Annotated in this window: 18 protein-coding genes; 3 read left to right on the top strand and 15 right to left on the bottom strand. The window is 65.5% G+C overall.

Going from position 1 to position 22862, the window contains the following annotated elements:
- Positions 1-17 precede the first annotated feature (17 nt).
- From AC6H34_RS02440 to AC6H34_RS02415, 6 genes are all read right to left on the bottom strand, one after another.
- A complete protein-coding gene (locus AC6H34_RS02440; RefSeq protein WP_448146298.1) occupies positions 18-1046 on the bottom strand; it encodes an ABC transporter substrate-binding protein in 1029 nt (342 codons plus the stop codon).
- Between the two features lie 61 nt (positions 1047-1107).
- On the bottom strand, positions 1108-1422 hold the full coding sequence (locus tag AC6H34_RS02435; protein WP_448146299.1) for an NIPSNAP family protein: 315 nt from the start codon (positions 1420-1422) through the stop codon (positions 1108-1110).
- Between the two features lie 11 nt (positions 1423-1433).
- A complete protein-coding gene (locus AC6H34_RS02430) occupies positions 1434-2909 on the bottom strand; it encodes an aldehyde dehydrogenase (RefSeq protein ID WP_497537788.1) in 1476 nt (491 codons plus the stop codon).
- A gap of 11 nt (positions 2910-2920) precedes the next feature.
- Positions 2921-3955 (bottom strand): LLM class flavin-dependent oxidoreductase, encoded by a 1035-nt coding sequence (locus AC6H34_RS02425; RefSeq protein ID WP_448146301.1) that lies wholly within the window; start codon positions 3953-3955, stop codon positions 2921-2923.
- Positions 3952-5712 carry an alpha/beta fold hydrolase gene (locus tag AC6H34_RS02420; RefSeq protein ID WP_497537787.1) on the bottom strand — a complete coding sequence of 587 codons (1761 nt, stop codon included), beginning with the start codon at positions 5710-5712 and terminating at the stop codon, positions 3952-3954. Before AC6H34_RS02420 ends, AC6H34_RS02425 begins: the two co-directional genes overlap by 4 nt.
- Positions 5705-6295: an amino acid synthesis family protein gene (locus AC6H34_RS02415; RefSeq protein WP_497537786.1), complete on the bottom strand. Its 591-nt coding sequence runs from the start codon at positions 6293-6295 to the stop codon at positions 5705-5707. Before AC6H34_RS02415 ends, AC6H34_RS02420 begins: the two co-directional genes overlap by 8 nt.
- Positions 6296-6431: 136 nt before the next feature.
- On the opposite strand from AC6H34_RS02415, the gene AC6H34_RS02410 reads away from it, so the two are divergent.
- On the top strand, positions 6432-7142 hold the full coding sequence (locus AC6H34_RS02410; RefSeq protein ID WP_448146304.1) for a GntR family transcriptional regulator: 711 nt from the start codon (positions 6432-6434) through the stop codon (positions 7140-7142).
- A 79-nt stretch (positions 7143-7221) separates the two neighbouring features.
- Here AC6H34_RS02410 and AC6H34_RS02405 read toward each other — a convergent pair whose 3' ends face one another.
- The 9 genes from AC6H34_RS02405 to AC6H34_RS02365 form a co-directional block, all read right to left on the bottom strand.
- A complete protein-coding gene (locus tag AC6H34_RS02405) occupies positions 7222-8619 on the bottom strand; it encodes an amidase (protein ID WP_497537785.1) in 1398 nt (465 codons plus the stop codon).
- Between the two features lie 156 nt (positions 8620-8775).
- Positions 8776-9567 (bottom strand): amino acid ABC transporter ATP-binding protein, encoded by a 792-nt coding sequence (locus tag AC6H34_RS02400; RefSeq protein ID WP_497537784.1) that lies wholly within the window; start codon positions 9565-9567, stop codon positions 8776-8778.
- Positions 9564-10487: an amino acid ABC transporter permease gene (locus tag AC6H34_RS02395; RefSeq protein ID WP_497537783.1), complete on the bottom strand. Its 924-nt coding sequence runs from the start codon at positions 10485-10487 to the stop codon at positions 9564-9566. Before AC6H34_RS02395 ends, AC6H34_RS02400 begins: the two co-directional genes overlap by 4 nt.
- A gap of 47 nt (positions 10488-10534) precedes the next feature.
- The gene (locus AC6H34_RS02390) at positions 10535-11455 is read right to left on the bottom strand and encodes a transporter substrate-binding domain-containing protein (RefSeq protein ID WP_497537782.1); all 921 of its coding nucleotides are present in this window, start codon (positions 11453-11455) and stop codon (positions 10535-10537) included.
- 43 nt (positions 11456-11498) lie between these two features.
- Positions 11499-12077, bottom strand: coding sequence for a MarR family winged helix-turn-helix transcriptional regulator (locus AC6H34_RS02385; protein ID WP_497537781.1), 579 nt, complete (start codon positions 12075-12077; stop codon positions 11499-11501).
- A complete protein-coding gene (lhpI, locus tag AC6H34_RS02380) occupies positions 12061-13005 on the bottom strand; it encodes a bifunctional Delta(1)-pyrroline-2-carboxylate/Delta(1)-piperideine-2-carboxylate reductase (RefSeq protein ID WP_497537780.1) in 945 nt (314 codons plus the stop codon). Before lhpI ends, AC6H34_RS02385 begins: the two co-directional genes overlap by 17 nt.
- The gene (locus AC6H34_RS02375) at positions 13005-14876 is read right to left on the bottom strand and encodes an FAD-binding protein (RefSeq protein ID WP_497537779.1); all 1872 of its coding nucleotides are present in this window, start codon (positions 14874-14876) and stop codon (positions 13005-13007) included. The genes lhpI and AC6H34_RS02375 overlap by 1 nt, the downstream gene beginning before the upstream one ends.
- Positions 14877-14920: 44 nt before the next feature.
- Entirely contained in the window at positions 14921-16837 is a 1917-nt protein-coding gene (locus AC6H34_RS02370) for a DUF3483 domain-containing protein (protein WP_497537778.1), read from the bottom strand.
- 9 nt (positions 16838-16846) lie between these two features.
- Complete coding sequence (locus AC6H34_RS02365; protein WP_497537777.1) at positions 16847-18883, bottom strand: oxidoreductase; 2037 nt, start codon at positions 18881-18883, stop codon at positions 16847-16849.
- A gap of 362 nt (positions 18884-19245) precedes the next feature.
- Here AC6H34_RS02365 and AC6H34_RS02360 point away from each other — a divergent pair, with 362 nt between their 5' ends.
- Both AC6H34_RS02360 and AC6H34_RS02355 read left to right on the top strand, forming a co-directional pair.
- Positions 19246-20757 (top strand): FAD-dependent oxidoreductase, encoded by a 1512-nt coding sequence (locus tag AC6H34_RS02360; RefSeq protein ID WP_497537776.1) that lies wholly within the window; start codon positions 19246-19248, stop codon positions 20755-20757.
- 96 nt (positions 20758-20853) lie between these two features.
- Positions 20854-22848, top strand: coding sequence for an oxidoreductase (locus AC6H34_RS02355; protein ID WP_497537775.1), 1995 nt, complete (start codon positions 20854-20856; stop codon positions 22846-22848).
- Positions 22849-22862: the final 14 nt, after the last annotated feature.

Genomic DNA, 22862 nt, shown 5'->3' with positions numbered 1-22862 from the left:
GTCACTCCGCTCTCGGCCTATTTGGCCTGCCAGTCATACCAACGCTTGCCGATCTCGTCGCGATGCTCGGCCCAGTAGGACATGTCGAGATTGATCTGCGAGGAAGTGAACTTGTCCGGCAGGCCGGCGGCGGCCTTGCCATCCATCATCGCCGCCGATTTGAGGTTGGTAGGCGCGTAGTTCGTCGCAGCCGCCATGTCGGCCTGGCCCTTGGGGCTGGTCGCAGCCGCGAGGAACTTCATCGCGGCTGCCTTGTTCTTGCTGCCCTTCGGCACCACCAGCACGTCGGCCGCCGTCAGATTCTGCTGCCAGGAAATGCCGATATTGGGGTTGTCGCCCTGCAGTGCGAAGATGCGCCCGTTCCAGAACATGCCGATCGGCGCCTCGCCCGAAGCCAGCAACTGCTGGGATTGCGCGCCGCCTGTCCACCAGACGATATCGGACTTGATCGTATCGAGCTTCTTGAAGGCGCGATCGAGGTCGAGCGGATAGAGCTTGTCGGGTGCCACGCCGTCGGCCAGCAGTGCGATCTCGATCACACCCGGGGCCGACCATTTATAGAAGGTGCGCTTGCCGGGAAAGTTGGCGGTATCGAACAGATCCGCCCAGCTTTTCGGTTCCTTGCCGCCGAGTGCGTCCTTATTGAAGCCGAGCACGAAGGAATAGTAGAAGCTGCCGACCGAATGGTCCGTCACGAAGCGCGGATCGAGATCCGACTTGTTGACGATCGAGAAATCGATGGGCTCGAGCATCCCGGCCTTGGCTGCGGCAATGGCGAAGTCGCCCTCGACGTCAACCACGTCCCAATCGACGTTGCCACTGTCGACCATGGCCTTCAGCTTGCCGTAGTCGGTTGGGCCGTCCTGCTTGACCGTGATGCCGGTCGCGGTGGTGAAGGGTTCGGCCCAGGCCTGCTTCTGGGCATCCTGCGTGGTGCCGCCCCAACTGGTGAACACCATGCTGTCGGCAGCATGCGCAAGGCCGGCGCCGAGCGCCAGGATGGACAGAGCGGCGAGCCCGGCCGCGGCGGAACAAAAGCGTGTCATGGCATGGTTCCCTTGGTTGCTTGGATGGTCGTCTTCTTTTGTCAGACTTGTCCCGCCGGCCTCAGGCCAGGGGAGAAAAGCGGGTAGGCTTCAGGATCTTGCTTTCCATGGTCTCGATGAGAGCCTGAATCTTGGGCAGGAAGGCCAGCCAGGCCGGATCGGCGATGAGGGCATCGCGCCGTCGTTCGCGATCGTTGAGGTCCGCAAAGGCCCAGATGTGCACGATTTGGTTGAGCGGGCCGATCTCGGAGAAGAAATAGCCAACCAAATGGCCGAGATGCGCGCGCTGGATGGCGATGCCTTCCTCTTCGACCAGCTTCAGGTAGGAAGGAACCGTCCCGGTTCGGAGGCGATAGGTCCGCATCTCGTAGATCATCGCCCGGTTCCTCAGCGCATCACGAAAGGGTCGGGAATGGGATCGTCGCTGGTGCGGATCCACACGGATTTGGTGCGCGTGTAATCGAGGATCGACTCTCGCCCGCCTTCGCGGCCGAGGCCCGAATGCCCATAGCCGCCGAAGGGCACGATCGGAGACACGGCTCTGTAGGTATTGACCCAGACGATGCCCGCCCGCAGGCGCCTTATGAGGCGATGGGCGCGGGTCAGGCTGGCGGTGAAGACGCCCGACGCAAGGCCGTAGCGCGTGTCGTTGGCAAGCCGCACCGCCTCGTCTTCTCCGTCAAAGGCGAGAACGCTCAGGACGGGGCCGAACAGCTCCTCGGCGACGCAGGCCACGGTATTGTCGCGTGCGAGCACGATCGTCGGTTCGAAGAACCAGCCATCCTCCCGCGCCGGCGGGGAGCGGCCGCCGCAGACGAGCTCCGCGCCCGCTGCCAGGCTGGCGGAAAGCACCTTCTCGATACGATCACGCTGCTGTCGAGTGGCGAGGGGGCCCATTTCGGTGGCGTTATCCTGGGGATCCCCGATACGGATGGCGGCTGCCTTGCTCTTGAGGATGGACAGAAACCGGTCCTGCACCGAACGTTCGACATAAAGCCGAGAGCCGGCGACGCAGCTTTGCCCTGTCGCAGCGAAGATTCCGGCTACGACGGCATTAGCCGCACTGTCCAGATCGGCATCAGCGAAGACCAGGATGGGTGACTTGCCGCCGAGTTCGAGCGTGGTGTGGGCGAGGTTCTCGGCAGTGTTGCGCACGATGTGCCTGGCGGTGGCTGGGCCTCCCGTGAAGGCGACCCGGGCGACGAGCGGATGGCTGGTCAACACACGCCCGGCAGGCTCGCCGAAGCCGGTGATCACATTGACGACGCCGTTCGGAAAGCCAGCCTCGTGCACGAGCCGTGCGAATTCGAGCAACGGAGCCGGCCCTTCCTCGGAAGCCTTCAGCACCACCGTGCAACCGGCCGCAAGGGCCGGGCCGAGCTTCACGGCGGAGAGGAAGAGTTGGGAATTCCATGGCACGATGGCGGCAACCACGCCGATCGGCTCGCGGCGCAGGTAGACTTCCATGTCCGCCTTGTCGATAGGCAGGTGAGCGCCCTCGACCTTGTCGGCGAGGCCTCCGAAATAGCGGTAATACTCAGCGACATAGCCGATCTGCGCCCTGGTCTCGCGAATGATCTTGCCGGTGTCGCGGGTTTCGAGCTCGGCCAGCCGTCCGGCGTCTCGCGCGACGAGATCGCCCAGCTTCATCAGGAGCTTGCCACGCTGGCTCGCCGTCAGATCCGCCCAGCTCGGATCCAGGAAGGAACGGTGCGCGGCGCCGACCGCGCGATCGACCTCTTCCGCGCTCGCCGCGGGCATGTCCGCCCACGCACGGCCGGTCGAGGGATCCAGGCTCTCGAAGCTTTCGGCCGCATCGATGAAGGCGCCATCGATATAGAGCTGGAAACGGGGGCGGGTCATCCGGCGCCCCCTCAAGCGAAAGCCGGCATGACGTGCCGGATGAAGAGTTCGAGGGACTTCTTCTTGCGCGAATGCGAGATGCCGGAGTCGATCCAGATCGAGAACTGGTCATAGCCGAGCGCCTCATAACCCTTCAGCCGGGCGATAACCTCAGCCGGTTCGCCGATGACGAGGTTCTTGCGCACGGCCTGCGGCGAATAATGCGGCATGGCCGCTCTCTCTTCGGCCGAGAGCGGTGCCATGATGGCCTGGTGGATCGCTCGCTTGTTGAGGAACCAGGCGCCGAAGAGACAATAGAAATGGCTGAGGTCGTTGGAGAGCCGCTCCACCTCGTCCGGCGAGTCGGCAACGAACGTGTGCTGCAGCAACATGATTTTCGGCCGTGGCACTTCCGGATGATTGGCGACGGCGGTCTTGAAGCGCTCCATCAGGCTTGCCACTTCTGCGTCCCCCGAGGCAAGCGGCGTGACCTGAACGTTGCAGCCGTTGGCGACGGCGAAGTCATGGCTGTTGGGGTCGCGCGCGGCGATCCATACCGGCAGTTCGGCCTGCATCGGTTTGGGCGACGAGGTGGTGCTTGGAAAGCTCCAATATTCGCCCTGGTGGGCGTAGTCGCCCGCCCAGAGCTTCTTCACGGCCGGCACCAGCTCGCGCATGCGCAGGCCCGCGCCCATGGCGTCCATCCCCGGCACCAGCCGCTCGTACTCGAACATATACGCGCCGCGCGCGATACCGAGATCGAGCCTCCCGTTGCTGGCGACGTCGGTCATAGCCGCCTCGCCCGCGAGCTTGATCGGATGCCAGAACGGCGCGACCACGTTGCCGGTGCCGAGCCTGATGCGCGACGTCCGTGCGGCAAGATGGGCGAGCTGGATGAAAGGATTCGGCGCGATGGTGAAATCCATGCCGTGGTGTTCGCCGATCCATGCCGTTTCGAATCCGGCATTCTCCGCGATGCAGGCCAGTTCCTCCAATTCCTCGAACAGTTCCCGATGCGGCTTGCTCGTGTCGGAGCGCTCCATATGGACGAAGAGAGAGAACTTCATGCCGGGCTCCTCGCACTGAAAGGCCTGCCAGACTCGTCTACGCGGTGGACGATGCCTTCCTCGGCATTGCCGATATAGACACCGAACTCGTTCTCTTGGCGCTCCCGCACAAAGCGGCGCAGCATGGATCGGACGGCGTCGTCGCGCAGGCCGCTCCAGGGAATCTCGTCAAAGGCGAACAACCGGGCCTGCCCGGCGATTTCCGGCAGGGCGATCAGAGACCCGCGATAATAGATACGCTGGAGATTGGCCTCGCCTGGCTCTTCGAACACCGCGAAGAGAAAGCCGAGTTCGGAGATGATGCCGAGCTTGGCGAGGACGCCGCGGAGGGAGGACGGGTCGGCACGCGGTTCCAGGCTTTGGCCCTCGGGAAGATCGAACCGGCCGCCGCCCCGATCGAGCAGAAGCACGGCGCCCTCGTTTTCGAGGATTGCACCGACACTGACCCGGCCGGCCGTTGCCGCGAGGGCTCTCTGGGACAGCGCGAAATCGACATAGGCGCCGCGGCAGTAGCCGAGCGGGTTGGTCTCGCTGCCGCCAAAGGCGGCAACCTCTCCGATCAGGATGATATGGTCGCCCGCATCGACGACGTTGTGCGTGCGGCAATCGAACCAGGCAGCGGCTTCCTCGATCACGGGACTGCCCGTCGCCTCGCCGCGCCAGCGCGCATCCTTGAACTTGTCGGCTGTCTTGGCGGCGAAAAGGCGAGAGACGTCCTTCTGGTGCTCGGCCAGGACCGACACGGCGAAATGGCGCGTTTGGGAGAAGATGGGATAGCTCGAGGCCGTGCGCGCGATGCACACCAGGATCAACGGCGGATCCAGCGAGACGGAACTGAAGGAATTGGCCGTGAATCCGCGCGGCGTACCGTCGGGCTGCACCGTCGAAACCACGGTCACACCTGTCGGGAAAGCGCCAAGCGCCCGACGGAAAGCGGCTGGATCGGTTGTCGGCAGGGTCAGGAAGCCCAGTATGATGTCGTTGACCATCTCGGGGTTCACGAAGGCCATCATGTGGCGCTCGTTCGGAAGCACTTCGACCCGCGCCTTCGGAGCCTCCGCCGCCATGCGTTGCGACATTGCGGGGGAGGAGTTGGAGTCACGCTCTCCCGTTAGGAAGAGGGATGGCACGCGGAGCGCTCCAAGCCGTCCTTCATGGCTGCGGTCGGAGGTGGCGAACAGGCGATAGGTGCGGGCATAACCAACGGGGTCGATCTTGCCGAGCAAGTCGCGCACGGTCTCGGCCTTGCCGGCCAGGGCGGAGGGCATGGGCGCGCCGAACCAGCGCTCGATAGCGGCTTCGTTCGAGGGTTGGGCGCCGGTGCTCTCGAAGCTGGCAGCGCGCTGTTCCACGCCGCTCCGTTCGGCCGGCGATCGACAATAGACCGCGTTGAGCGCCGTAAGCGAGCGGCAGCGCTCCGGGTGGTCCAGCGCGAATTCCAGCGCGACCAAGGCTCCCATGGAGTGGCCTACAATATGGGCCTTCTCGATGCCCAGATTGTCGAGGAGCTGGCGCGTTTGCTCGGCGTAGTCGGAAAGGAACGGCTCCGGCGGTGGCAGCGAGGAGCAACCATGGCCGAGCATATCGTAGGCGATCAGATCGAAGCGATCGCCAAGCGCCTCGAATTGCGGCGCCCAGATCGAGGCATCGAGACCAACGCCGTGGATCAGCACGACGGGATCGCCCCTGCCGGAGCGAAGAACGCGGGTGACGCCATCCATTCCGCGTAGTTTGTGGGGGAGCCGTTCCTCAGGCATTGTCGGTGGCTCCCAGCTCCTTGAGGTCCTGGTAGCGATCACCGATGCGATGATGCGGACGTCCCCCGATGGAGCCTCCGAGCGCTACCACGATTTCGTCCGGCGCCGGCGCATCGAGGATGGAGAACTGGATCGTCAGGTAATGCGAGCGGCGCCCTTCGTCGAGCTTGTCCATCAGCGGGATGACGATCGGGCAGTTTGGACCGCCGCGCGTATTGGTGAAGCTGAGATAACTCTTGGCGCCTACGGCTTTACGGAAGTGATTGCCGAAGCGCAGCGTGTGGATCAGTGCCGAGGCGTGTTCGAGCTCTCCCGATGTTCCCACCACCGCCGCCTTGCCGTAGGCCTCGATAGCCTCTCCCGAGCCAGCAAGCGACACCATCTGCTGAGTCAGCAACGCACCGAGCCGGGGGGCGACACGGTGGATTGCCGGCTTGAGGTCTTCGACAAATTCCTGTCCCGCCCACGGGTTTCGAATGACGGCTGCGGCGGCCAAGAGGAGGAAAGGACCCGGCACCGCTCGTGTGCCCTCGACTTTGACGTCCTCCACATAGGTCACGATCTTGCGAACGCCGTCTTCCATGCCGCCACCTTCAATCAAGGAAATGGACCAATGGGGATCCGATGTGTATTATGGTATACCATATTACGATCATGTCAAATCGACTTCCATTCGCTGCGACGATGTGATCCAACGGCTCTGCAACCGGATGCTCTCGATGACTGCCAACGAAAAGACGACCCACGGACAGGAGGGAACGGCCTCTTTCGAGGACCTGCGAATTGAGCGCCCGGGTAAAACCCTCCGGGAGCTGACGCTCGAGAAAATGCGCGACGCGATCCTGGAAGGTCGTTTCAAGCCCGGTGAGCGATTGGTCGAACGTACGCTCTGCGACCGCCTCGGCGTCAGCCGCACCGTGGTCAGGGAAGTGCTGAGGCATCTCGAGACCGAAGGGCTTGTCGATAACCTGCCGCAGCAAGGGCCTGCCGTGGCGCGGCCCGATCCGGTCAAGGCTGCCCAGATCTACGAGATCCGCGGCCTGCTCGAAGGAGAAGCGGCCCGCACCTATGCACGCATTTCAACCCCTGAGGGGGTGGCCCATCTCGCAGCCTGCATCGACAGAAACGAATTGGCTTTCGCCAGGGCCAACTCAAGCCTGGTGCTCAAGGGCACCAATGATTTCTACGAGGCTCTCTTTCACTTCGCCGGCAAGGAAGTTGCCTGGTCCATCGTCCAATCCCTCAACATGCGAATAAATCATCTGCGGGCTCTGACCATCTCCGAGCCTGGACGAGGCCCGAACGCCATCGCAGAAATGAGGGCTATCGTCGCCGCCATTTCGGTGCACGACGCCGACGGGGCGTACGCTGCGAGTATCGGCCATATAAAATCCGTCGCCTCCCTGGCCGCCCTGAAGCTCAAGAAATGACGGGGAGATATCTCCAGCGAAGGTTACTTCGCTGGGCCAAAATCGAGTCTTCTGCCCATCGCACCCAAGAGAGCCAGTCCTAACCCCATAGATCGGCGAGCACCGGCTCCAGCGTCGCTGCCAGAGAGAGGACTCTTGCATCGCCGCCGCGCGGGCCGATGATCTGGAGGCCCGCCGGCAGGCCGGCTGGGGTGGTGCCGCAGCGCATGACTGCCGCAGGTTGCTGGCTGAGATTGATGGGAAAGCTGAAGCTTGCCCATTCCGTCCAGCGCGATAGGCCCGAATCGGTCGGCACTTCCAGCCCGGCCTCGAAGGCTGCGATGGTGGTGGCCGGCGAGAGAATGAAATCATGGGTGGAGAGTGCCGCATCCATGCGCGCGCCGAAGTCGGCACGGCGCATCTGTGCCTGGACCAGTTCTACCGCATTCAATGCGGCACCCTCGCTGGCTATCGCCAGGAAGCCCGGGTCGAGGGCTTCTCGCTTTTCCTCAGGCACCGCGGCCAGCCTGGTGGCGGCGCCTGTGAACCAATGGTGGTGGAACAATTCCAGCAGGTCGCTGCCCGGCAGTTCGAAGGGGGAGATGTCGGCCCCGGCGTCCGCCAGTAGTGCCATCGCCCTTTCCACGATGCGCTGCATCTCCGGATCCAGCGCGCCGGCGGGCGGCTTGCTCCAATAACCGATCTTCAGCCCTTTCAGTGTCAGGGCATCCCACGCCAGGGGCGGAAGGCGCCCCGCTCCCTGGTTCCAGTCCCGCAGGTCACGTCCCGCCATGGCTTTCAGCATCGCCAAGGCATCGGCCGCATTGCGTGCCATCGGACCGAGATGGGCTACCGTACCGAAAGGGCTGGCCGGATAGGCCGGCACCCTGCCAAAGCTGGGCTTCAGGCCGGTGATGCCGCAGAATGCCGAGGGAATTCGGATGGAGCCTCCCCCATCGGTACCGAGGTGGAACAACCCTGCGCCGGTCGATGCCGCGACCGCAGCACCGCCGGATGAACCGCCCGCCGTCTTCGCCGGATCGTGCGGATTGCGCGTCACACCGAAGGCCCGGCTGTCCGTCACGGCTTTCCAGCCGAATTCGGGGGTGGTGGTCTGGCCGATGAAGACGGCGCCGTTGGCGCGCAGCAGCGCAACGGCGGGGGCATCTTCGCCAAAGGGGGCCGGCGAGGTGGTCGTGCTGCCATAGCGCACGCTCCATCCCTTTACCCAGACAATGTCCTTCAGCGTCGTCGGAATGCCGTCGGCCTCGGACAATGGCGCGCCCTTCAGCCAGCGAGCCTCGGATTCGCGCGCGGCCGCCAATGCGCCCTCGTGGTCGATGAAGGTGAAGGCGTTGAAGCGGGGATTGATCGCTTCCGCATGCGCGAGGCTGATCTTCGCGACCTCGACCGGCGAGATCTTCCTCGCCTGGAATGCCGCCTTCAGCGAGGCCGCGTCCCATTGCTGCATCGCGCTGTCCCTAGCATCGTAGTCCACGCTCGATCCCCTTATGCCGACGAAAGGCCGTTCCCGACCCGAATCCATCCAAGCCTAGAGTAAAATGCGGCCGGGCCGAACCGCTCGTCCAGCCTAACCCATAGAAATCATGAGCATTTTGCGATTCATGGCAATTCCCTTTGAAAGGAGGCGCGCTTAGCGCACCCTGGCCAAGAACGTCTGCGTTCGCGCATGTCGCGGCGTGGACAGGATATCGCCCGGCGAACCGGTCTCGACGACAAAGCCACCATCCATGAAGATCACCTTGTCGGCAACCTCTCGGGCGAAGCCCATCTCATGCGTGACGACCACCATGGTGGTCCCGTCCTGGGCGAGGGCCTTCATCACCGACAGCACCTCTCCGACCAGTTCGGGATCGAGTGCCGAAGTCGGCTCGTCGAAGAGCATGAGCTTCGGCTTCATGGCGAGCGAGCGCGCTATCGCGACCCGCTGCTGCTGGCCGCCGGACAGTTCGCGGGGATAGAAGTCGGCCTTTTCGGCCAGGCCCACCTTGCGCAGGAGCTCGGTGGCCTCCCGGACAGCCTCCGCCCGGTCCATTCGCTTCACCGTGACGGGGCCTTCGATGACATTCTCGAGCGCCGTCATGTGGGGGAAGAGGTGAAATCCCTGGAAGACCATGCCCATCATCTGGCGCTGGCCGGCGAGAACCTTCGGCGCCATCTCGTAGAACCGGCCGTTTTTCTCGTTGAGGCCAACCGGCTGGCCGTCGAGATAGACGATGCCCTGGTCGGGTATTTCCAGCCGGTTTAGGCAGCGCAGCAGCGTGCTCTTGCCCGAGCCCGAAGGACCGATGATGCAGGTGACCTCGCCTCCCGCCACGGTCATGTTGACGTCGTGCAGCACCACATGCTGGCCGAAGCTCTTGCGCAGGCCGACGACGCGGAGCAGGGGGCGGGATGGGGACGAACCTTGCTTGGCAACCGTCATGAGCGCAGCCTCCACCAGCGCGGCCCGCCGGTTTTCAAGCGCGGGCGCCGACCGATGGCGACCGCGTGCTCGATGCGATGTTCGAGAAGGGTCAGGACCGTGGTGAGCACGAGGTACCAGAGCGTGACCACGATGAGCAGCGGTATCGTCTGGTATGTCCGCGAATAGATCATCTGGGCCGAATAGAGCAGATCCGGCAGGGCGAGGACGCTGACGAGCGACGTGAACTTCAGCATCGAGATCGTGTCGTTGCCGATCGGAGGCACGAGGATGCGCAGCGCCTGAGGCAGGATGATGCGTCGCAGGGCCTGCGGGCGTGTCATCCCGAGGGAAGCGGCCGCTTCGAGCTGCCCCGATGGAATCGCCTGGATGCCGGCCCGGATCATCTCCGCCGCATAGGCGCTCTCCGTGAAGGAAAGACCGAGTATGGCCGCGCTGAAGGGCGTGATGAGGATATTGGTGTCCCAGGAGGCGAATTCGGGGCCGAAGGGAATACCCAGGCTCACCCTGGGGATCAGCAGGGCCAGGTTGTACCAGAAGATCAACTGCACCAGGGGCGGCACGCCTCGGAAGAACCAGATCCAGCTCCAGCTCGCGGCCTGGAAGACGAGGTTGTCGGAAAGGCGCATAATGGCGAGCAGCACGCCGACGATGATGCCGATCGCCATGGCAAGGCCGGTGAGGACGAGCGTTCGAACCAATCCCCACAGGATCTCATGGTCGAAGAGGTAATCAGCGACGACGTTCCATTGCATGTTCTCGCTGAAGATGAGCAGGCGCAGGAAGGAGGCGGCACAGAGTATGAGCACCGCTCCACCCACCCAGCGCCAGGGATGCCGGCGCGGGATTGGCCGCGTCAGCTCTGGCGCCGGGCTTGCCGGGAAGGGGGGGAGCGAATGCGTCGGCGTCATATCGGTCATGGCCGCCTCTCATCGGGGTGACGTTCCGGTCGTGCGCTCGGCACGGGTTACTTAGGATCCGGATTGGCCTCGGTCACGAGAACGGCCTTCTTGAGGATGCCTTGCTTGTCGACACCCCAGGCGGCCATCAGCTTCGTGTAGGTGCCGTCCTCGATCATGCCCTGGAGCGCCTTCTGGAGCACGGGGCCGAGCGGATCGCCCTTGCGCACGCCGATGCCGTTATAGAGTTCGTTGACCGCCAGGGTTGATACGGTGAAGGTGCCGGTCTGCTTGGCGAGGTATTGCAGCTTGGCGGAGCCCGCGGCGACGAGTTGCACGCGACCCGAGGAGACCGCGAGTTCGGCATTGTTCTGCGTCGTGAACTGCTGGATCTCGATGGCTGGCAGGCCACCCGTCACGCAGGTCTCCGCGCTGAGCTTGGTCAGGTACTGGAAATCGAAGGCGCCGGTCAGGACGGCGACGCTCTTGCCGCACAGATCCTTCAATTCGTTGATCGCAAGGGGCTTTGCCTTCAGGAAGGCATAGGCCGTGCCGTCCGAGCGCTGCGGAATGAAGTCGAGAACCTTGAGCCTGTCGGCAGTGGGGGCGAAGGAGGAGAAGCCGGCGTCGAACCGGCGTGCGACGAGGCCCGGCAGGATCGCCTCGAAGCTCGTGCCCGTGAACTGGAAGGGCACGCCGAGCTTTGCCGACATCGCCTTGGCCATGTCTACGCTCCAGCCCTTGAGCTCGCCGTTCTCGACGAATTCGTCCGGCGGCCAGTCGTTGAAAACCGCGACCTTGACGCCGTTCTCCTGGTATTCCTTCGGGAGGGCGTCGTGCAGCGCCTTGTCGACCGTCACGGTCTCGTCGGCCCTCGGTGCGCCAGCCGAGAGCAGGGATAGCAGGACCGTACCGAGGGCCGCTCCCATGATGCCGCGTATTCCCGATCGCCGTTTGGCCACCGGGCGCCTGTCTTGCCTGTAGTCCATCGTGTCTTCCCCTCTGTTTTCGCGGCTACCGAGATGGCGCCACTTATTGTGCCTTGAGCCAGCCGTCGGCGTTGGCCATGAGCTTGGCTAGGATTGTGTCCAGCGCCACCCTCTCCACCGGCGACAGGCATGCGAGCATCTCTTCCTGCCGGGTCTTGAAGAGATCGACTGTCTCGGTGATCAGGTCTCGGCCCGGTGGTTCGATGGTGAGCAATGCGCGTCGCCGGTCGCTCGCGATGAGCTCGCGCCGTATGAGCCCCCGGCGCAGCAGGCTCTCGACGGCCCGGCTGATGCTGTTCTTCGGCCGCCCGAGCACGTCGGATACGCTCTTGGCCGTCAGCGGACCGTAATGCGCGAGGCAGAACAGCAGGTTGTTTTCGTCGCGCAGCAGCCCGTAATTGCGTTCGATGACGGCGAAGACCGGCGTGGTGTAGAAGCCCGACCAGAGGCTGAGGCGAAATCCGTCGAGGTCGATCGCCCCGCTTGCCAGGATGCGGTCGAGGACCGCCATGGTCGGCGGGCTATGATCGATGTCTCCCGTGTCGAGCGGTTCAGGCGGTGCGATATGAATGGCTCTGTCTCCTTGTATCGGGCCGGCCGCGACCTCACTTCCCCGCTGCATCCATAAGATGGCGGGCCGTAAAGAGGTCGAGATGGCCACCCCCGACATTCTTATACATCGTGATTTCCTCGGGCGACCGGCGTCCGGGCCGGCGTCCGGTGCAGAGATCGAAGAGATCGCCCTGTATCGCGTCCAGGGTGATGAGACCGCTGGCTATCGGATCGGCGATTTCGCCGGAATGGTCGCATCCTACCCTCGTATCGACGAACACACGGGCGCGCCGCACCACGTCGTCGTCGGCCTCGCGCATGTCGGGCAGATAGGCGCCGACGAGGTCGACATGGGCGCCGGGCTTCAGCAGCCCACCGCGTATGAGGGGTTTCTTCGCCATCGTGACGCAGCTGATGATGTCGGCTTCGGCTACCGAGGCGTCGAGATCGGTCGTCGCCCGCGCCGGATAGCCCTTCGCACGCAGGGCGGCGGCCGCCTCCTCGGCGCGCTCGCCCGTGCGGTTCCAGATGCGAATGTCCTTGATGGACGGGCGTACGGACGAATGGGCCATCGCTACATGCGGGGCAAGACCGCCGGCGCCGACGACGAGCAGCACCTCCGCGTCCTCGCGCGAGAGCAGGGCTGCGCCGAGCGCCGAGTCCGCAGCCGTCTTGCGGAAGGTCATCGCGGCGCCGTCGCAGGCCAGCAGCGGGGCTCCGGTCTTGCCGTTGAACAGGGCGACGAGCCCCTGGACCGATGGCTCCGGCTGGGACAGGGACAGGTTCGAGGGAAAGACACCGACGAGTTTCACGGCGATCACGTCGCCTGCCGCCCAGGCGACGAGCGATACGAACTTGTTCTCTCCCGCCGGCGGTTCGTCCATCACGCGACCGTCGCTGCGCGGCATCTTGTCGGCGGCGTGGGCTGCGCGCAGCGCTCCGACGAGAGCGGGATAGTCGAGTAGTCTGTGGACGTCTTCAGAATCGAAGATCTGCATCAGGAGCTCGCTTCCTTTGCAATGGCCAGCAGGCCATCGCGTTCGAGAAAATTCAGGATTGCTTCGGCCGCGGCATCCGCATCGGGTGCGATCATCTCGCGGCGGGCATCGCCGTCGGCCGATGTTCCACCGATCGAAGGCGCCGCCAGCCGCCTTGGTCGCTGCCTCCCGGGCCTCAGAGACCATGCGAGCCGGTCGTCGCGGCTTTGCGATGTTGCCGGCAATTTCCGCAGCGGCCCCCGCAGGGCCGGCATGCGGGCGCTGAGGCGCGGGGCAGGCCCGCGCCGGTCTACCGTGACGAGGAGGGGGGATGTGGTTTCCAGCACACGCCGCCGCCCGCCTGGCAGCGCCTTTACGAGACGGATTCCGGTCTGCGTGAACGAGATATCGACAATATCGGTCGCGATGGCATAGCCGAGGCGCTCGGCAAGAAGAAAGGGAAGCATGCCGCTGCCCTCTCCCGCTTCAGCCTGGCTGCCTGCAACGACGAGGCGTGGCCTGCGAGAGCGAAGCTCGTCTTCCAGCAAACCTAGAGGATCGTCATCGGCCGCGCAGCCGAGCACCATGATCTCGGCTGCTCCGGTGCCGAGATAGTCCCGCAGCACCGGTTCGTTGTCGCCGGCCCGGCCCGCGTGGAGAGCCGTGACCGGCTGGCCGGTCGCGAGGGCAAGTTCGAGAGCGCGCGCGTCGAAGTCGGCCCGACGCGGGCGAAGAGAGACCGGATGCTTCCCGATCGAGACGAGCACGAGCACGCCTCCGCCGAACTCCGAGCTTTGGGAAGGTGCTGCTTTCAGGTCATTCGCGCCCCCGGAAACGGAGGTCGATCGGGAGAAGGCAGAGCTCGGAGGCGCCCCGCTGCTCCGGCGCGCCTGCGCGCGGCGCACGAGCGCGGGCAGCACGGCCTGGGCATCCGCGACGATGGCGAGGTCCGCGCGCTTGATCATCTCGGCACGCAGATCCGTATTGACGGCCACCACCCTTTCGGCGCCGGCAATGCCCTGCAGGTGCTGGCTGGCGCCAGCGATGCCGAAGGCGAGATAGCAGCGCGGTTCGACGAGAATGCCCGAAGCGCCGACCTGGCGGGTTCTGGGCAGCAGGCCGGCATCGCAGACGACGCGGCTGCCTGCCTCGGCGGCACCGAGCAGGCGGGCGGCCTCGTGGAATGCCTCCCAATCCACCAGGCCGTTGCCGGCGCTGATGATCAGGTCGGCCTCGGCAAGGGGCAAGGTGGCGGGATCGAGAGGCAGGGCATCACCTGGCACCACCCGCCGCGGGGAAGGAGACGCCTCGATCGCCATCGGCCGGGCTTCCCGCGGCACCGGACCGGCCAGCGAAGCGAACATCCCCCTGGCGGGAACGATCACACGCGGCAGCGCGCGGCGTACTTCCGTGCGCCCGGCATCAATGTCGGCCGTGAGTTCCTCCGCGGCGAGGCGCCTGACATCCAAGGCTGCACGGTCGCCGAGACGGGCGGCGGCACGGCGCGCCAGTTCCCTGCCGAGGGGGGTGTCCGAAAAGAGGAGATGGCGCGCCCCGCTTCCCTCGGCGGCAGCGAGTACGCCTGCGACACGCGGTTCGGCGTCTTCCTCGGCATATGCCGGATCCGTCAGCCGCAGGACGCGGTCGGCCCCCTCGTTCCCCGGGTGCCCTCGCAGATCACCGCCCGGCGGCAGGAAGGCAAGCATGGCGACGCCGCCTGACAAAGCGTCGGCTAGGGTACGGGCGGCGCCCATCAGATCGCGATCCTCGCGCGAGAGGCGGCCCGCACCGAGATCGACCACCGCCAGCACGAAGGGCGCGTCATCGGCTATGGTGGCGATGTTCGCGGCCGCATTCCTGGTTGCGGCCGCCTCCGGCACACGCATGCGCATGGAGGCGGGGTCACGAGGGTCCCTTCGGACGCGTGGAGGCTGAGTCATGACGTCACCAACGCTGGTGAGGCCTGCTCTGCGGCTTCGACAGCAGCCAGAACGATCTCGGCGAGATCCATGATCTTGGGGCGCGGCTCAACCACGCCCTCGAGCATCTGCGCACAGAAAGGGCAGGCGACGGCAACCGTGGCCGCCCCGGTCGCGCGTGCCTGGTCGATGCGCATGTCCGGGATGCGCCGCTCCCCCGGAACGTCGGCGAGGGGCGCTCCGCCGCCGCCGCCGCAGCAGCGTGAGCGCGGCCCGGAGCGTTCCATCTCCGCGATGCCGATGCCCAGCCGTCCGAGCAGGCTGCGAGGCGCGGCGAATTCCCCATTGTAGCGACCCAGATAGCACGGGTCGTGATACGTCATCGCCTCGCCGGAGAGGTCGGCCGCCGCAAGTCGCCCATCGGCGAGCAGGCTATCCAGAAAGGCGGAATGATGCTCGACGCGGTAGGTCGCGCCGAAGGCCGGGTATTCATTCCGCAGCATGTGCAGGACGTGGGGATCGGCGGTGAGGATCACCTCGAAGGAGTAGCGCCGAAGTGTCTGGATGTTGAGCATGGCAAGCTCCTGGAACGTCGCCTCGTCCCCAAGGCGGCGTGCGAGATCGCCGCAATCCCGTTCCTCTTCTCCCAGAACCGCGAAATCGATGCCGGCGCGCCGCAGGAGCTGGATGAGGGCACGCAAGGTGCGCTGGTTTCTGCGATCGAACGCCGTCTCTCCAAGCCAGAGCAGCACCTCCGCCCGTCCACGCTCCGCCATCAGGGGCACGGAGAGGTCGACGGCCCAGTCGAGGCGGGAATCGAGGGAGCGGCCCGCGATGGTGTGCGTGGCCCTGAGCGTTTCGATTGCCTCCGCGCTCTTGGGCGGCACGGCGCCGCGCTCAAGGGTCTGGTAACGCCGCATGTCGACGATTGCATCGACATGCTCGATCAGCATCGGGCATTCGTAGACGCAGGCCCGGCATGTCGTGCAGGCCCACAGGGTCTCCGGCGATATCGCTCCTTCTGCTCCGGCTTCCGATACTAGAGACACGCGGCTGCTCCCGCCCTGTGCCGCGGTCGCGCCGACGAGATCCTGGATCAGGCGCTTGGGATTGAGCTGCTGGCCGGCGGCATGAGCCGGACAGGCCTCCTGGCAGCGTCCGCACTGCACGCAAGCGTCGAACTGGACGAGGCGCGTCCAGGAAAAATCGGAAGGCTGCGCCACCCCCGCCTGCGGGATATCCGGTCCCGGGACGCTCGCCCTGCTCAGGTCGAGCGGGCGCAGTGCCGTGTCCGCGAGGCCTTCGACCCGACGGGGGCGATGGTGGACGACGAGGTTCGTCACGCCGGCGACGGCATGGCGCATCGGTCCCTCCAGGCTCCAGGCCACGAGCGTACCGAGGGAAGCGGCGCCCACCAGGGCGATCAGGATGGAGCTCGGCAGCAAGGCAGGCGGAGGAGCACCGCGCCAGGCGGCATCGAAGGCCGCCGCCCCCAGGAAGAGGACGGCACCGCCCAGTGCCAGGGGGAGCAAGTCGAATTTCCCACCCGTCAAACGGCGAGGCCGAGGCGGGCGCCTGCGCCAGGCCACGAGGCAGACCCCGGCGGCGGCCGCTCCGAGCGTTGCCAAGACCAGTACGGCCAGGACGATGCCGACAGCTCCGCCAAAGCCGCCCACATGCAGGATGAAGGAGAGGACGAGTGCGGCCACGAGGCCACCCGCCGCCAATACATGCATCCGCGAGGCATAGGGATCGCGGTCGACCACGTCATGCACGGTGTGGAAATAGCCGCGCGGAAGGCGGGCGATGCCGGCGATCCAGTCGACCGGCGCCGGTCGGCCCCTGCGCCAGCGCAACCACAGCCTGGCTGCCTGTACGATCAGCCCCGCGATCGCAAGGAGCAGGACAAGACCGGCGAGATCGGGGCCCTGCATGGCCGTTCCTCAGATCTGCGCCATGAAGCGCGAGGCATCGAAGATGGCGGCGTAGACGTTGCGGCTCGAGATGGCATCGCCGATGCGGAAGAGCTTGAACGTGCCCGCCTCGTTCGTCGCAACCGTCTGCGGTCGGCTCTCGACCAGCGCCTCGAGATCCACCTCGCCGTCATTGACGGAGAACGGTCTGAGCGCATGATAGATATCGTCGTTGGGAAGGGTGCCGAGTTCGTAGACGATCTGGTCGACGACCCGTTCCTCCTCCGCGCCCGTGAATTCGTTGCGTAGCACCGCCACGAGCGAATTTCCCTCTGGATAGACGGAGCGCAGCGTCATGTTCGGCGTCTGGATGACATTGCCCTCATAGAGCTTGCGCATGTAGGCGACATGGGTGAGGTGCCCCGTCTCCGCTCCGACCTCACGGTCGGGCGTGACGATTTCCACCGAAGCGCCTTGCCGGGCCAGGAAGTCGGCGCAGCCCGCGCCCGGATGGAGGCCCATCTCGTCATACACCAGCACGTTGCTGCCAGGCGTCACCGAACCGTCGAGGATCTGCCAAGTCGGAACGGCCAGATCCGCTCCGTCGATACGGGGAGCTGCCGGCGAGCCGCCGGTCGCGACGATGACGACATCCGGCTCCTCCGCCTGGATCATGCCCGCATCCGCGCGGGTGGCGAGGCGCAGGCTCACGCCCTTCTTGCGGACCTGATGCTCCAGCCAGCGGACCACGCCGCCCATATTCTCCCGCCAGGGAACCGTCTTGGCCAGATTGATCTGGCCGCCGAGCCTGTCCTGGGCCTCGAAGAGCACGACCTCATGGCCGCGCTCGGCCGCGACGCGCGCGGCCTCCATGCCGCCAGGACCGCCGCCTACCACCACCACCTTGCAGCGTGGCGTCGTCGGGGTGTGGACATGAGGCAGGAAGGCTTCGTGGCCGGTAGCGGCATTCTGCACGCATTTTACGCCGCCATTGCCGGCGAAGTCACCGCAGTAATTGGCGCCGACGCATTGGCGGATGTCATCCTCCTTTCCATCCTGCAGCTTCCTCATGATGTGCGGATCGGCGATATGGGCGCGCGTCATCGCGACGAAGTCGACATGACCTTCCTTCACCGCCCGGTTCGCCGTGGCGATGTCGCGGATGGCGGAAGCGTGAAGGATCGGCACGTCGACTTCCGCCTTCACGGCGCTGGCGAGATGGAGGAATGCGGCCGGCGGGAAGGACATATCCGGCAGCATGGCGGAAAGGTTGGCGAAGTTGTCGCCGTGCGCCTGATAGATGCTCAGATAGTCGACGAGGCCGCTGTTGGCGAAGCCGGTGGCGACCTTGAGGCATTCGGTGGCATCGAGGCCCCCCTCGAGCATCTCGTCGCCCGCAATGCGCAGGCCGAGCACGATGTCGTTCCCGACGGCCTCGCGCACAGTACGGAAGACGTCCAGACCGAAGCGCATGCGGTTCTCGAGGCTGCCGCCATACTTGTCGGTGCGCTTGTTGAGAGCGGGAGAGAGGAAGCTGTCGATGAGATGATGGGCGGCCGCGATGATCTCGATGCCGTCGAGGCCGCCTTCCTTGCAGCGGCGAGCGGCGTCCGCAAAGCCCTTGAGCGTGCGCTTGAAATCCCACTCCTCCATCTCCTTGGCGTAGGAGCGGTGCGCCTGTTCCCGCGTGGCAGAAGGAGCGATGAGAGGCAGCCAGTGGTGGCTGGCGTAGTGGCCGCGCCGTCCCAGATGGGTGAGCTGGCAGAAGACCGCTGCGCCATGCTGGTGCACGCGGCGGGCGAAGCTCTCGAAATAGGGAACGATGCGATCGCTCGTCACGTCGATCTGCGCGAAGGGCAGGGGAGAATCGAGTGCGACCGAGGAAGAACCGCCGAAAATGGTGAGGCCGATGCCGCCGCGCGCCTTCTCGGCGTGATAGAGCTGGTAGCGGTCCTTGGGCATCCCGTCTTCGGCAAGGCCCGCCGCATGGCCCGTGCTCGCCATGCGGTTGCGGAGGGTGATGTTTCCGATTTTCAGCGGCTTGAGCAGTGCGTCGTAGTCACCCATGGCAGGACCACTTCTTGCAGGCGTTGTTACGGTGGAGGCGGATGCGAGGCTATCTGTCATCCCGCAGTTTGGAATGTGAATAGTTCCATTTAGAATTGTCAATCGAATTTTTTGCTTTCTTCCGAGGTGGGCGGCAGCCAGCCTCCAGGGTGCCGAGGACAGGATCAGGTGCTCGTAATTTCCCTTGGGTAAGGCGGTTTTTTGGCGATTTATGCTGCTACCGAAGACAAAATGCCACTCTGATCACGAAGTGAGCGGCGTGCATTCTTTATGGGCTCTCAGCCTCCGGCCACAAGTGGGGTCTTGCCAGAAAGTTCTATTTGGTATCAATTTAATCTGAGCGAGGGGCGACGGAGGTCGTGATGGATCTTTTCGATGTGATCGTCATCGGCGCTGGCATCACCGGTGCCAGCGCAGCCAACCATCTCACGGCCGCCGGCTATACGACCCTCCTTCTCGACCAGGGGGATTTCGCAAGCGGGACGACCGGCCGGACCAGCCGCCTGCAATATTCCGGCCTCGCCTACCTCAACGCCCTGAACCCGCCGACCCGCCTGCTGCGACATCCCCGCCAGGCCTTCGAGGCAGTCGCTCTCGCCCGCCGGTCCATGCGCGACCGCTCGGCTTTCATCAGGGCCGTCCCCGAGCGGGTCCGGCCCGTCACTTTCTTCCTGCCGATCTATCGCGGCGACCCGGTTTCCGTACGACGCATGGCTGCAGGATTCGCTCTGATGGAGCGGCTCGATCCTGGCGGAGTGCCCCTTTCGGTGGAGTTGATCGAGCCGACCGAGGCGCGCCGCGACCCTCGCCTGGCGCTGCTGCGCGATCCCGACCGCCTCCAGGGCATCGTGAAATGCGTGGAGCACCAGTTCAACTGGCCTGAGCGCATTTGCCTCGATGCCGTCTTCAATGCGGCGGAAGGCGGCGCCCGTGTCGAGAACCACATGGCTGCCGAGTCCCTGGCCAGGCAGGGCGACGGAACCTGGCTCGTCACGACTCTCGATCGCCGGCGCAATGCGCATGCAGCCTTTCGAGGGCGTACGGTGCTCAACGCTGCCGGCGCGTGGGTGGACCGCATCGCGTCGGCTTCGGGCCTCGGCCTGCCGCGTATCAATCAGGGCGAGAAGGGAGCCAACATCGCGATCAGGATGCCTCCCGAACTGGAGGGTATCGGTTTCGAAGGGCTGACGCGGCGCGGTGAGCCCTTCTATGTGATACCGTGGGGCAAGCTGCATTATTTCGGGCCGGTCAACCGGCCGCAGGAGCCGGACGAAGAAGGCTATCGCGTCAGCGAAGCCGAGATCGCCGCCCTTCTCGACGAACTCAACTACCTCTTCCCGAACCTGCGCAAGACACGGTCCGACGTGCTCTACGCCTGGGCAGGGGTCAGGCCCCGCACCGCGAAGACGGGACATCCCGCCGGCGGCTCGGCCGTGCGGCTGCACGATCTGGCGAGCGAGGGCGCCCCGAACTATTTCGCCTATACCGGAGGCCTTCTCATGACGCACCGCAGCGCCGGCCGGGAGATGGTGGCCGGTATCGGCCGGCGGCTGAAACCGTCAGCGACGTCCCAGTCCCTGCGTGGCTCGGCCCGGCTGCCGCCGAGCCAGGCCGACAGGACGGTGTTGCAGGGCGAGCGGGGCGAGGCGAGCGTCACGGGCCTGGTCTACGCCTGCCAGCATGAGAAGGTTCTCGACCTCGCCGACCTCATGCGACGCCGCGTCAGCCTGGGATGGGACGAAGGGCTTGGCTGCGACTTCGCCCATCCGGTGGCACAGACCGTACGTGATGTCATGGGCTGGAGCGCCGCCGAAGCGAGCGCGCAGGCCGGCAGCTATATCGCCGCCGCTAGGCGCGATTTCTCGCTCGCGTGACGGAGGACCCGTCCTCCGCCGTCCGATTGCACTACTCGTTTGTTCCGCACCGGCTGGCCAAAGCATGTCGCCGGGCAAGTTGATGGAGAGACCCTGGTGCCCGATACTCATGCCGCCTTTCCCAACGTCTCCCGACCGCTTTCGCTGAGGGGGCGGAGACTGCGCGCCAGGGTCTATCTGCCCGCGCACCAGCCGGGCCTGGCGGACGGGGGGCTGCCGGGCGAACGCTATATCGACTATCATCGACAGCGTGCCCGCGCCGGGCTCGGCATGCAGATCACGGGGGCGACGCCCGTCATGTGGTCCGCGGTCTGGGCGGACGGCCGGACGCTGGTCAACGTCGACGATCGTATCATTCCCGGCTATCGCAATCTGGCCAGGGCCGTGCATGACGAGGGCGGCCTCATGCTGGCCCAGCTTGCCCATGTCGGAGCCATGGAGACGGCGGGCGAAGCCATCGTCTCGGCATCCTGGGAACATTCCGAGTTGACCCAGCGCATGTCGCGGGAGGCGACGCTGGAGGAACTGGCAGAGATCGAGGCGCTCTACCGCGCCGCCGCGACGCGCTGCCACGAGGGCGATCTCGACGGCGTCGAAGTGACCATGGCGCATGGCATGCTGCTGGCAAGCTTCCTGTCGCCCCTGATGAACCGCCGCACCGATGGATTGGGTGGCGACCTCGAAGGCCGTACCTTGTTCCCCCGCCGCGTGCTCGCCGTCGTGCGCGAGGCGATGGGCGAGGACCGGATCATAGGTGTCCGCCTGCCGGGCGACGAACTCGTCGAAGGCGGCATCGACGCGGCGGAGGCGACGGCCATTGCACGCCGCCTCGTCGCCACGGGCATGGTCGACTACGTCAGCATCACGGCCGGCAACAACACCCGCAAAATGGCACGCGTCGATCATTGGCCGCCCACGCCCGCGCCGCTCGGCGCTTTCCGCCATCTGTCACGGGCTGTTCGCGCCGGCGTCGACGTGCCTGTCGCGACCGTCGGCCGTGTCACCACGCTGGATCTCGCCGAGGAGATCCTGGCGAGTGGCGATGCCGATCTCGTCGGCATGGTCCGCGCTCATGTCGCCGATCCCCGCCTTCTGCCCAAGGAGCGGCAAGGGGAACATCGGACGGTGCGGCCCTGCGTCGGTGCAAATGTCTGCATCAATGCGCTCATGAACCATGAATCGCTGGCCTGCATGGTCAATCCTGAACTCGGCCGCCGCGCTGATGTCATGGATCGGCCCATCCTGGCTCCACGTCCGGCGGTCGTGATCGGCGGCGGGCCAGGCGGCCTGGAGGCCGCGCGCCGTCTTGCGCTGCGCGGGTTTCGCACGACGCTCGTCGAGGCGGAGGAAGCGCTGGGTGGCCAGATGCGACGCTGGACGGAAACGCCATCCCGGCGGGAGTTCAAGCGTATCGTCGCCTGGTGGGAAGACGAACTCGAGCGGCTGGGCATCGATGTCCGGCTCGGGGAAAAGGCCAGCGTCGAAACCATCCGCGCGCTCCAGCCTTCCGTCGTGCTGCTCGCGAGCGGCTCGGTCCCCGTACCGGCGGCCGTCGCGGGCACGGGCGAGGCGCCGAGCTTTGGCCCCTATGATGTGCCTGCCGCGGGCGGGCATGTCGTCGTCTATGACGAGATGGGCCGCCTGCCGGGCATGCTGACCGCCGAACGCCTCGCGCAGGGTTGGAAGAAGGTCACCTTCGTCACGTCCATGCTTCATCCGGGCGAGGGCGAGGGACTTACTACCGCCTACTCCCTGTTGCGCTCGCTCGCCGGGTTCGGCGTCGAAATCGTCGACCGTGCCAAGATTGAGCGCATCGAGGGCCGCGACGCCGTCCTCAAGGGCGTATTCGGCGAAAGGCGTGCGACGCTCCGGGACATCGATGCCGTCGTGTCCCTGGGCAGCATCGTCAGCCACAGCCCTCTTCTGGAGCCCCTGCGCGCCGCGCGGATCGCGGTGCGGCTGGTGGGCGATGCCAAACTGCCCCGCGGGGTGACCGAGGCGGTGCAGGATGCGGCAGTGACCGTCTGGGATCTGGACGACGGGCGCAATGAACCGACCGGCGAGCCCGCTCGCCTGGCTGCCGCCGGCTGAGCGGTCGGGGAGGG

The sequence above is a fragment of the Labrys sp. ALF-8 genome, from assembly GCF_059699065.1.
This window is presented reverse-complemented; position numbering and strand designations above follow the sequence as displayed.

Coding starts and splice junctions, on each gene's coding strand:
- AC6H34_RS02440 (WP_448146298.1), bottom strand. CDS start 1,046: ATGACACGCTTTTGTTCCGCCGCGGCCGGGCTCGCCGCTCTGTCCATC.
- AC6H34_RS02435 (WP_448146299.1), bottom strand. CDS start 1,422: ATGATCTACGAGATGCGGACCTATCGCCTCCGAACCGGGACGGTTCCT.
- AC6H34_RS02430 (WP_497537788.1), bottom strand. CDS start 2,909: ATGACCCGCCCCCGTTTCCAGCTCTATATCGATGGCGCCTTCATCGAT.
- AC6H34_RS02425 (WP_448146301.1), bottom strand. CDS start 3,955: ATGAAGTTCTCTCTCTTCGTCCATATGGAGCGCTCCGACACGAGCAAG.
- AC6H34_RS02420 (WP_497537787.1), bottom strand. CDS start 5,712: ATGCCTGAGGAACGGCTCCCCCACAAACTACGCGGAATGGATGGCGTC.
- AC6H34_RS02415 (WP_497537786.1), bottom strand. CDS start 6,295: ATGGAAGACGGCGTTCGCAAGATCGTGACCTATGTGGAGGACGTCAAA.
- AC6H34_RS02410 (WP_448146304.1), top strand. CDS start 6,432: ATGACTGCCAACGAAAAGACGACCCACGGACAGGAGGGAACGGCCTCT.
- AC6H34_RS02400 (WP_497537784.1), bottom strand. CDS start 9,567: ATGACGGTTGCCAAGCAAGGTTCGTCCCCATCCCGCCCCCTGCTCCGC.
- AC6H34_RS02395 (WP_497537783.1), bottom strand. CDS start 10,487: ATGACCGATATGACGCCGACGCATTCGCTCCCCCCCTTCCCGGCAAGC.
- AC6H34_RS02390 (WP_497537782.1), bottom strand. CDS start 11,455: ATGGACTACAGGCAAGACAGGCGCCCGGTGGCCAAACGGCGATCGGGA.
- AC6H34_RS02385 (WP_497537781.1), bottom strand. CDS start 12,077: ATGCAGCGGGGAAGTGAGGTCGCGGCCGGCCCGATACAAGGAGACAGA.
- lhpI (WP_497537780.1), bottom strand. CDS start 13,005: ATGCAGATCTTCGATTCTGAAGACGTCCACAGACTACTCGACTATCCC.
- AC6H34_RS02375 (WP_497537779.1), bottom strand. CDS start 14,876: ATGCGCATGCGTGTGCCGGAGGCGGCCGCAACCAGGAATGCGGCCGCG.
- AC6H34_RS02370 (WP_497537778.1), bottom strand. CDS start 16,837: ATGCAGGGCCCCGATCTCGCCGGTCTTGTCCTGCTCCTTGCGATCGCG.
- AC6H34_RS02365 (WP_497537777.1), bottom strand. CDS start 18,883: ATGGGTGACTACGACGCACTGCTCAAGCCGCTGAAAATCGGAAACATC.
- AC6H34_RS02360 (WP_497537776.1), top strand. CDS start 19,246: ATGGATCTTTTCGATGTGATCGTCATCGGCGCTGGCATCACCGGTGCC.